The 8514-nt window shown below is 70.9% G+C and carries 8 protein-coding genes; 4 read left to right on the plus strand and 4 right to left on the minus strand.

Annotation, left to right across the window (positions count from 1 at the left end; genetic code table 11):
* From Q0C12_RS14070 to leuS, 4 genes are all read right to left on the minus strand, one after another.
* A partial coding sequence (locus Q0C12_RS14070) for an adenylyltransferase/cytidyltransferase family protein (protein WP_290891282.1) occupies positions 1–116 on the minus strand: 116 nt, incomplete at its 3' end.
* Positions 113–1156 carry a DNA polymerase III subunit delta gene (gene holA, locus Q0C12_RS14075; RefSeq protein WP_290891266.1) on the minus strand — a complete coding sequence of 348 codons (1044 nt, stop codon included), beginning with the start codon at positions 1154–1156 and terminating at the stop codon, positions 113–115. The genes Q0C12_RS14070 and holA, both read right to left, overlap by 4 nt.
* Positions 1156–1647, minus strand: coding sequence for an LPS assembly lipoprotein LptE (lptE, locus tag Q0C12_RS14080; protein WP_290891269.1), 492 nt, complete (start codon positions 1645–1647; stop codon positions 1156–1158). Before lptE ends, holA begins: the two co-directional genes overlap by 1 nt.
* Positions 1648–1652: 5 nt before the next feature.
* On the minus strand, positions 1653–4271 hold the full coding sequence (gene leuS / locus Q0C12_RS14085; protein WP_290891271.1) for a leucine--tRNA ligase: 2619 nt from the start codon (positions 4269–4271) through the stop codon (positions 1653–1655).
* Positions 4272–4479: 208 nt separating this feature from the next.
* Here leuS and Q0C12_RS14090 point away from each other — a divergent pair, with 208 nt between their 5' ends.
* From Q0C12_RS14090 to Q0C12_RS14105, 4 genes are all read left to right on the plus strand, one after another.
* Positions 4480–5772: an amidohydrolase family protein gene (locus Q0C12_RS14090; protein WP_290891273.1), complete on the plus strand. Its 1293-nt coding sequence runs from the start codon at positions 4480–4482 to the stop codon at positions 5770–5772.
* Positions 5773–5849: 77 nt separating this feature from the next.
* Entirely contained in the window at positions 5850–6713 is an 864-nt protein-coding gene (gene trxA, locus Q0C12_RS14095; protein ID WP_290891275.1) for a thioredoxin, read from the plus strand.
* Positions 6714–6728: 15 nt separating this feature from the next.
* A complete protein-coding gene (locus Q0C12_RS14100; protein ID WP_290891277.1) occupies positions 6729–7202 on the plus strand; it encodes a DUF4442 domain-containing protein in 474 nt (157 codons plus the stop codon).
* Between the two features lie 90 nt (positions 7203–7292).
* The coding region (locus Q0C12_RS14105) for a serine/threonine-protein kinase (protein WP_290891280.1) at positions 7293–8514 on the plus strand (1222 nt) is incomplete at its 3' end.

Raw genomic sequence — 8514 nt, forward strand, 5'->3', positions numbered from 1 at the left:
GCGGCGGGCACGAAGGCCGGGGCGATGCCGAAGGCCGCGCGCACCGCCCGCGCCACCGCCAGGTGGCCGGCGTGGACCGGGTCGAAGGTGCCGCCGTAGTAAAGCGCCAGCGTCACGAGGCCAGCAGGCCGCGCGCGCGCGCGTCGGCGATAGCCGCCAGCAGCCGCTCCAGCCGCAGCCAGGGATCACCGCCGCCGCGCCCCTTGGCGGCGCGGTCGATGGCGCCGCACTCGGCCACGAAGGCTTCCCAGCGCGAGGGCGGATGCCGCTCGATCGCGCGCCGGTAGATCGCCTGCTTGCTTTCCCAGATGCGCGCCTCGCGCATCGCCGACATCACGTTGCCGGATTCGGCCGCACGCGCCAGCGCGCAAAGCGCCAGCACTTCCTTCGCAACCATCGGCATCAGCCCCGCCACCTGGTCGCCCTCGGCGCGCAGCGCGGCCAGCATGCGCACCGCGCGCGGCGCATCGCCAGCTAGCGCCGAATCCACCAGCTTGAACACGTCGAAGCGCGAGGAGTCCGCGACCAGCTGCTCCATCTGCGCCTCGTCGATGGCCTGCGCCGCAGCGCCGCGGCCGCCGCCGGCGAGCAGCGCCAGCTTGTCCACTTCCTGCGCGGCCGCCAGCAGGTTGCCCTCGACCCGGTCGGCGAGCCGCTGCACGGCGTCGGGCGTGGCCACCAGGCCGCGGCTGCGCAGGCGGCGCTGCAGCCAGTCGCCCAGCTCATGGGTCTTGAGCGGGTAAACCGGCAGGACGTGGCCGGCCTTCGCGATCGCCTCGCTCCACTTGCCGGCGTGGGCCTTGCTCCAGTCCTGCGCGGTGATCAGCAGCACCGTGTCCGGCGGCGGGTTCTCGCAGTACTCGCGGATGGCCTCGCTGCCGTCCTTGCCCGGCTTGCCGGTGGGCAAGCGCAGGTCGAACACGCGCCGGCTGGCGAACAGGCTCAGCGAGGCCATGCCGCGGCTGAGCGTGTTCCAGTCGAAGCCGCCCTCGGCGTCATAGACCTCGCGCTCCGTATAGCCCTCTTCCCGGGCGCGGGCGCGGATGGCGTCGGCGGCCTCCTGCACCAGCAGCGGTTCGCCGCCGGCCACCAGGTAGACCGGGCGCAGCGGCTCGCCGGCGAGCTGGCGCTCCAGGCGGTCGGCGCGCAGCTCCATCAGTCGGCGCGCAGCACCGCGTCCAGGCGCCGCAGGATCGCGGCCTGCATCTCGCGGCGCAGTTCGTCCTGGATCAGGGCCTGCTCGGCCGGGCTGCCGGCGGAGGCGACGCTGTCGTAGGTGTACTCGCGCGAGAGCTCGACATCCTGGGCCGGTACTCGCACGGTGCCGTCGGCGCCGACCAGGTCGAAGCGGACGCGGTAGGTGGTTTCGTACTCGCGCACCTGGGCCAGGCGGTCCAGCGCCAGCGGCCGGGTGCCGAGCGATTCCGACAGCACGCGCAGCTGCGCGGCCGGCTGGCCATCGACGGCGGGCGTGGCGCCGGCGCGCGTGAGCGCCACCGACAGGCCCTGGCCCAGCGGGCTGTAGGGATCGCTGGTGGACACCTTCACCGGACCGAGGTCCCCGGCGAGCGCGAGCGAGGCGCGGGGGCGGAAACCACAGGCGGTCACGACCGCCAGCAGGCACACCAGGACCAGTAGACGCTGCATCAGCTTCACCCCGCGACGATGTTGACGATCTTGCCCGGCACCACGATCACCTTGCGCACGGACAAGCCTTCCAGGAACTTCTGCACGTTCGGCTCGGCCAGGGCCAGGGCTTCGATCGTGTCCTTGCCGGCGTTCACCGACACCTCGATGGTACCGCGGAGCTTGCCGTTCACCTGCACCGCCAGCGTGGCGGCCTCGCGCACCAGCGCGGCCGGGTCGGCCTGCGGGAAGGCGATGTCCTCGAGCGTGGCCTCGGGATGGCCCAGGCGCTGCCAGAGCGCGTGCGAGGTGTGCGGCGTGATCGGGTTGAGCAGCAGGGTCACGGCCTCGAAGGCCTCCTGGCGCAGGGCCCGGCCCTGGGCGCTGGCGTCGTCGAACTTCGCGAGCGCGTTGAGCAGCTCCATCACCGCGGCGATGGCGGTGTTGAAGGTGTGGCGGCGGCCGTAGTCGTCGCCGACCTTCTGGATGGTCTCGTGCAGCTGGCGGCGCAGCGCCTTCTGGGCGCCGTCAAGCGTGGCGGCGTCCAGCGCCGGCGCGGGGCCTTCGGCGACGTGCTTCTGCACCTGGCTCCAGAGCCGGCGCAGGAACCGGGCCATGCCCTCGACGCCCGCCTCGTTCCATTCGAGGCTCTGCTCGGGCGGCGCGGCGAACATCGAGAACAGGCGCACGGTGTCGGCGCCGTAGCGGTCGACCATGGTCTGCGGGTCGACGCCGTTGTTCTTGGACTTCGCCATCTTCTCGGTGCCGCCGATCTTCACCGGCTGCCCGTCGCTGCGCAGCACCGCGCCGGTGGCGTGGCCCTTGGCGTCGCGCACCACGTCCACGTCGGCCGGGTTGAACCAGTCGTTGGGCGCGCCCGGGTTCTCGCGGTAGAAGGTGTCGGCGACCACCATGCCCTGGCAGAGCAGATTCGTGGCCGGCTCGTCCGACTTCACCAGGCCCGCGTCGCGCATGAGCTTGTGGTAGAAGCGGAAATACATCAGGTGCATGATCGCGTGCTCGATGCCGCCGATGTACTGGTCGACCGGCAGCCAGTAGTTGGCGCGCTCGTCCACCAGGTCGGTGGCGCCCGGCGAGGTGTAGCGCGCGTAGTACCAGCTCGACTCCATGAAGGTGTCGAAGGTGTCGGTCTCGCGCTCGGCGGCGCCGCCGCAGCCCGGGCAGGTGGTCTTGCGCCATTCCGGGTCGGCCTTGATCGGCGAGGCGACGCCGGTGAAGGCGACGTCTTCCGGCAGCTTCACCGGCAACTGGTCCTCGGGCACCGGCAGCGCGCCGCATTTTTCGCAGTACACGACCGGGATCGGGCAACCCCAGTAGCGCTGGCGGCTGACGCCCCAGTCGCGCAGGCGGAAATTCACGCGGCGGCGGCCAAGGCCGGCCTCGGCCAGCTTCTCCGCAAGCGCGTCGAACGCCGCCTGGAAGCCCAGGCGGTCGATCTCGCCGGAGTTGACCACGTGCATGCGCGGGTCGGTCTTGTCGGCGTACCAGTCCTGCCAGGTGTTGGCATCGTAGGCCTCGCCCTCGATCGCGATCACCTGCTTGATCGGCAGGCCGTACTTGCGCGCGAACTCGAAGTCGCGTTCGTCGTGGCCGGGCACCGCCATCACCGCACCGGTGCCGTAGCCCATCAGCACGAAGTTGGCGATCCACACCGGCACCTTCTCGCCCGACACCGGGTGCACGGCGTGCAGGCCGGTGAAGATGCCCTTTTTCTCCTGCGTCTCGAGCTCGGCCTCGGAGACGCCGCCACGGCGGCACTCATCGATGAATTCGCGCACGGCCGGGTTGCCCGAAGCCGCCCACAGTGCCACCGGGTGTTCGGCGGCGACCGCGACGTAGGTGACGCCCATCAGCGTGTCGGGGCGCGTGGTGAACACCTCCAGCGGTTCGGCCAGGCCGTCCACAGCGAAGCGGATATCGAGGCCCTCGCTGCGGCCGATCCAGTTGCGCTGCATGGTCTTGACCGCGTCGGGCCAGCCCGGCAGCGTGTCCAAGCCGTCGAGCAGCTCCTGCGCGTAGTCGGTGATCTTCAGGAACCACTGCGGGATCTCCCGCTTTTCCACCAGTGCGCCCGAGCGCCAGCCGCGGCCGTCGATCACCTGCTCGTTGGCGAGCACGGTGTGGTCGACCGGGTCCCAATTCACGACCGAATTCTTGCGGTACACCAGCCCCTTCTTCATCAGGCGGGTGAACATCAGCTGCTCCCAGCGGTAGTACTCCGGGGTACAGGTGGCGAACTCGCGGGTCCAGTCGTAGGCGAAGCCCAGGCGCTGGAGCTGGCCGCGCATATGCTCGATGTTCTTGTAGGTCCACTGCGCCGGCGCGGTCCGGTTCTTGATGGCGGCGTTCTCGGCCGGCAGGCCGAAGGCGTCCCAGCCCATCGGCTGCAGCACGTTGAAGCCCTTCATGCGCCGGTGCCGGCTGATCACGTCGCCGATGGTGTAGTTGCGCACGTGGCCCATGTGCAGCGCGCCCGAGGGATAGGGCAGCATCGAGAGGCAGTAGTACTTCGGGCGCGAGGTGTCCTCGCGCACGGCGAAGGCGGCCGTGGCCTGCCAATGGGTCTGCGCGGCGGCTTCCACCGCCTTCGGGTCGTAGGCGCTGGGGTCTTGGATGTCGGACATGGGTTTGGGGCGGGGAAAAACAGGCCGCCAGCGTAACAAATCGGCGCCCCGACGGGCGAAGGGACAGGGTGAAAGAACGGGGTCGGGTTCACTTCTCCCGACTTCCGGCCCCGTCGCCGACGCCACCTCGGAAGCAGTGAACCTGACCCCGTCCTTTCGCCTCTTCCTTTCCCGGGTACCATCTGGCGACCACTCCAAGGGGAATCCGATGCGCCCGAACCCTGCCCTGCTTTCGCTCGCCCTCTGCCTCGCCCTGCCCGCCGCGGCCCGGGCCGAAACCCTGGCCCTGCACTGCGGGCAACTGTTCGACAGCGCCGCCGGGCGCAGCCGGGCCGAGCAGACCATCGTCGTCGCCGAGGGCAAGGTCCGCGAAGTCCGCGCCGGGATGGCCGCGGTCGAGGGCGCCCGCTCGGTGGACCTGCGCGGGCACACCTGCAGCCCCGGCTGGATCGACCTGCACGTGCACCTGGGCAACCAGTCCAGCGCCCAGTCCTACTCCGAAGGCTTCCGGCTCAACCCCGAGTTCACCGTGCTGCGCTCGGTCGGCTACGCCCGCAAGACCCTGCAGGCCGGCTTCACCACGGTGCGCGACCTGGGCGGCGAGACCACGCTGGCCCTGCGCGACGCCATCAACCAGGGCCTCATCGAGGGTCCCCGGATCTACGCGGCCGGCAAGTCCATCGCCACCACCGGCGGCCACGCCGACCCGACCAATGGCCTCAACCACCTGTTGGAGGACGCGATCGGCGAGCCCGGCCCCGCCGAGGGCGTGGTCAACAGCCCGGACGAGGCCCGGCAAGCGGTGCGCGAGCGCTACCAGGACGGCTCGGACGTCATCAAGATCACCGCCACCGGCGGCGTGCTGAGCTACGCCAGGAGCGGCGACGGCCCGCAGTTCACCGTGGACGAGGTTCGGGCCGTGGTCGAGGCCGCCAACGACTACGGCTACCGCGTCGCCGCCCATGCCCACGGCAAGGAGGGCATCCGCCGGGCCATCGTCGGTGGCGTGACCTCGATCGAGCACGGCACCTACATGGACGACGAGATCTTCGCGCTCATGAAGAAGAACGGCACCTGGTACGTGCCCACCATCAGCGCGGGCCGCTTCGTGGCCGAAAAGGCCAAGATCGACGGCTTTTACCCCGACGTGGTGCGGCCCAAGGCCGCGCGGATCGGGGCGCTGATCCAGACCACCTTTGGCCAGGCGCACCGGGCCGGCGTGCGCATCGGCTTCGGCACCGATGCCGGCGTCAGCCTGCACGGCGACAACGCCGACGAGTTCCTGTTCATGGTCGAGGCCGGCATGGCGCCGGCGGCCGCGCTGCAGACGGCGACGGTGAACGCCGCCGAGGTGCTGGGCGTGGCCGACCTGGGCCGCATCGCCCCGGGCTTCCGTGCCGACGTGGTGGCGATGCCGGGCGACCCGCTGGCCGATATCCAGGCGGTGAAGCGGGTCGATTTCGTGATGAAGGACGGCGTGGTGGTGCGCAGCCCGGAGTAAAGCGAAGCGGGCCCGGGCTTGCGCACGGCGCCCGGTGGCACCATCTGGGGTAATCACCCCACCCGGACGGACCCGCGATGACCCCCGCCAGCCCCCACGTTTTCGACGCCAGCCTGCCGACCTTCGAGCAGGACGTCCTGCTGAAATCCAAGGACGTCCCGGTGCTGCTCGACTTCTGGGCCACCTGGTGCGGACCCTGCAAGACGCTGGGGCCGGTGCTGGAGAAGCTGGCCGCCGAGTTCAACGGCGGCTTCCTGCTGGCCAAGGTGGACGTGGACAAGGAGCAGCAGCTCGCCGGCTACTTCCAGATCAAGTCGGTGCCGACGGTGATGCTGGTGAAGGGCGGGCAGATCGTCGACGGCTTCCCCGGTGCACTGCCCGAAGGCCAGCTGCGCGAGTTCCTCAAGCACCACGGCGTCGAGGCCAGGGCCGCCGCCGAGGAAGCCGCGCCCGAAGCCGCACCGCCGGCCGACCCCCACGAGGAAGTGGTCCGCCTGCGCGCGTTGACGCTGGCCGAGCCCGACAAGGACGAGCACCGCCTCGACCTGGCCCTGGCCCTGCTTGGCACCGGCGCCGTGGCCGAGGCGGAGCAACTGCTCGATGCCCTGCCCGCGAACCTGGCCCAGGACGACCGCGCCCTGCGCGCCCGCGCCCGCCTCGGCTTCGCGGCGCTGCTCAAGGACGCGCCGCCGGCGCCGGTGCTCGAGGCCGCGATCGCCGCCGACCCGGGTGACCTCCGCGCACGCCACCTGCTGGGCGTGCGCCTGATCGTGGCCGGCGACGCCGCCGCGGCGATGGACCAGTTCCTGGAGATGCTGCGGCGCGACCGCGGCTTCGAGGATGGCCTGCCGCGCAAGGCCCTGATCGATGCCTTCCGCGTGGTCGAGGACGAGGACCTGGTAGGCGACTACCGCCGCAAGATGGCCTCGGTGCTGTTCTGATCCGGGCGGCCGCCAATGAAAGCCTCCCGCCTCCGCCGCTACATGAACTTCTGGCCGCCGTTCCTGTTCTCCGGCATCCGCATCACCCGTTTCAGCGACGACTTCCGGCACGTGCGGGTCGAGCTGCGCCAGCGCTGGTACAACCGGAACTACGTCGGCACCCACTTCGGCGGCAGCCTCTTCGCGATGACCGATCCGTTCTGGATGATCATGGTCCTGCGCCGGCTGGGCAGCGACTACCTGGTCTGGGACCAGGCCGCCGACATCCGCTTCGTGAAACCCGGCCGCGGCACGGTGGCGGTCGAGTTCGACCTGGACGAGGCGGTACTGGACGAGATCCGGGCGGCCGCGGCCGGGGGCGAAAAGGTCCTGCGCTGGTTCGAGATGGACGTGCGGGACGGGGCCGGCGACGTGGTGGCCAGGGTCCGCAAGCAGGTCTACGTGCGCCGGAAGCGGCGGAGCCCGGAGGCCGATGCCGCGAAAGCGTGAGCTTTTTCACACTTTCATAAATGGCTTGCCTGAACGGCCTGAGGCCGTATGCTGGCCTCCCCGGCCCCCCGCCCTGTCCCCGACCGCGCCATGCAGCAGGAAGAAGAACTCTCCCCTGACGAGCTGACCGCGCTGCTCTCGAGCTACATGCCCGAGATCCCCGGCTATCGCGTGCTGCGCCGGATCGGCAAGGGCGGCATGTCGCAGGTTTACCTGAGCGTGCAGGAGTCGCTCGACCGGCAGGTGGCCATCAAGGTGATGTCGCCGGCCGCGCTCACCGACGAAATCTCCAAGCAGCGCTTCGAGCACGAGGCGCGCACCATCGCCAAGCTCGAGCACCCCTGCATCGTCGGCATCCACGAGGTCGGCCGCACCCGCCAGGGGCTGCTGTATTACGTGCTGCCCTACCTCGCGAAGGGCCACCTCGGGCAGCGCGACTTCACCCAGGACGAAGCGCGCGCGATCGAGGTGCTGCGCGCGCTGCTGTCGGCACTGGAGTACGCACATGCGCGCGGCATCGTCCACCGCGACGTCAAGGCCGAGAACGTCCTGTTCGACAACGCCGACCGGCCGCTGCTCACCGACTTCGGCATCGCGCTGAGCAAGCGCGACCAGACCCGCATCACCACCGCCGGCCTGGCGGTCGGCAGCGGCGGCTACATGGCGCCCGAGCAGGCGCGCGGCGAAGTGGTGGACGGTCGCGCCGACCTCTACAGCGTCGGCGTGCTGGCTTACGAACTGCTGATGGGCCGCCTCCCCTACCAGGCCGCCGACCCGCTGGCGCTGGCGCTGATGCACGCCCAGGACCCGGTGCCGCGGCTGCCGGCCGAAAAGAAGCACTGGCAGTCGTTCCTGGACCGGGCGATGGCCAAGTCGCCGGACAACCGCTACCGCAACGCCCAGCAGATGCTCAGCGCGCTGAACCAGATCGCCAACGGCAAGCCGCCGGAGCCGGCGGTGGACCTGGCCAGGCTCAAGGGCAAGCTGGCGCCGCATTGGAAGCCGGCGGTGGCAGCGGTCGCGGGCGTGGCACTGGTCGCAGTGCTGTTCGCGTGGTTCTCGCGCGACCGCCCGGAGCCGCCGTCCGGTGTCGACTTCTTCACGGTCGAGGACAGCCCGGCGCCGGCGCCCGCGGTCACGGCACCCGCCGTCCCTGCCGGGCCGGAACCGGCGGCCGAGCCCGCCGCCGCGCCAGCGGACGCCCCCGCACCGGCCCCTGCCTTCGCCGGCGTCAGCGCCGAGGTCACGGTGACCGCGCTCGACTACGACCCCACCCTCCCGGGCGCCCGCGAGCTGGCGGCCGCGCGCCGCC

This window comes from Arenimonas sp., from assembly GCF_022842045.1.
GTDB lineage: Bacteria > Pseudomonadota > Gammaproteobacteria > Xanthomonadales > Xanthomonadaceae > Arenimonas.

Excerpts from the sequence above, each read along its gene's own strand:
- holA (WP_290891266.1), bottom strand. The coding sequence starts at position 1,156 with ATGGAGCTGCGCGCCGACCGCCTGGAGCGCCAGCTCGCCGGCGAGCCG.
- lptE (WP_290891269.1), bottom strand. The coding sequence starts at position 1,647 with ATGCAGCGTCTACTGGTCCTGGTGTGCCTGCTGGCGGTCGTGACCGCC.
- leuS (WP_290891271.1), bottom strand. The coding sequence starts at position 4,271 with ATGTCCGACATCCAAGACCCCAGCGCCTACGACCCGAAGGCGGTGGAA.
- Q0C12_RS14090 (WP_290891273.1), top strand. The coding sequence starts at position 4,480 with ATGCGCCCGAACCCTGCCCTGCTTTCGCTCGCCCTCTGCCTCGCCCTG.
- trxA (WP_290891275.1), top strand. The coding sequence starts at position 5,850 with ATGACCCCCGCCAGCCCCCACGTTTTCGACGCCAGCCTGCCGACCTTC.
- Q0C12_RS14100 (WP_290891277.1), top strand. The coding sequence starts at position 6,729 with ATGAAAGCCTCCCGCCTCCGCCGCTACATGAACTTCTGGCCGCCGTTC.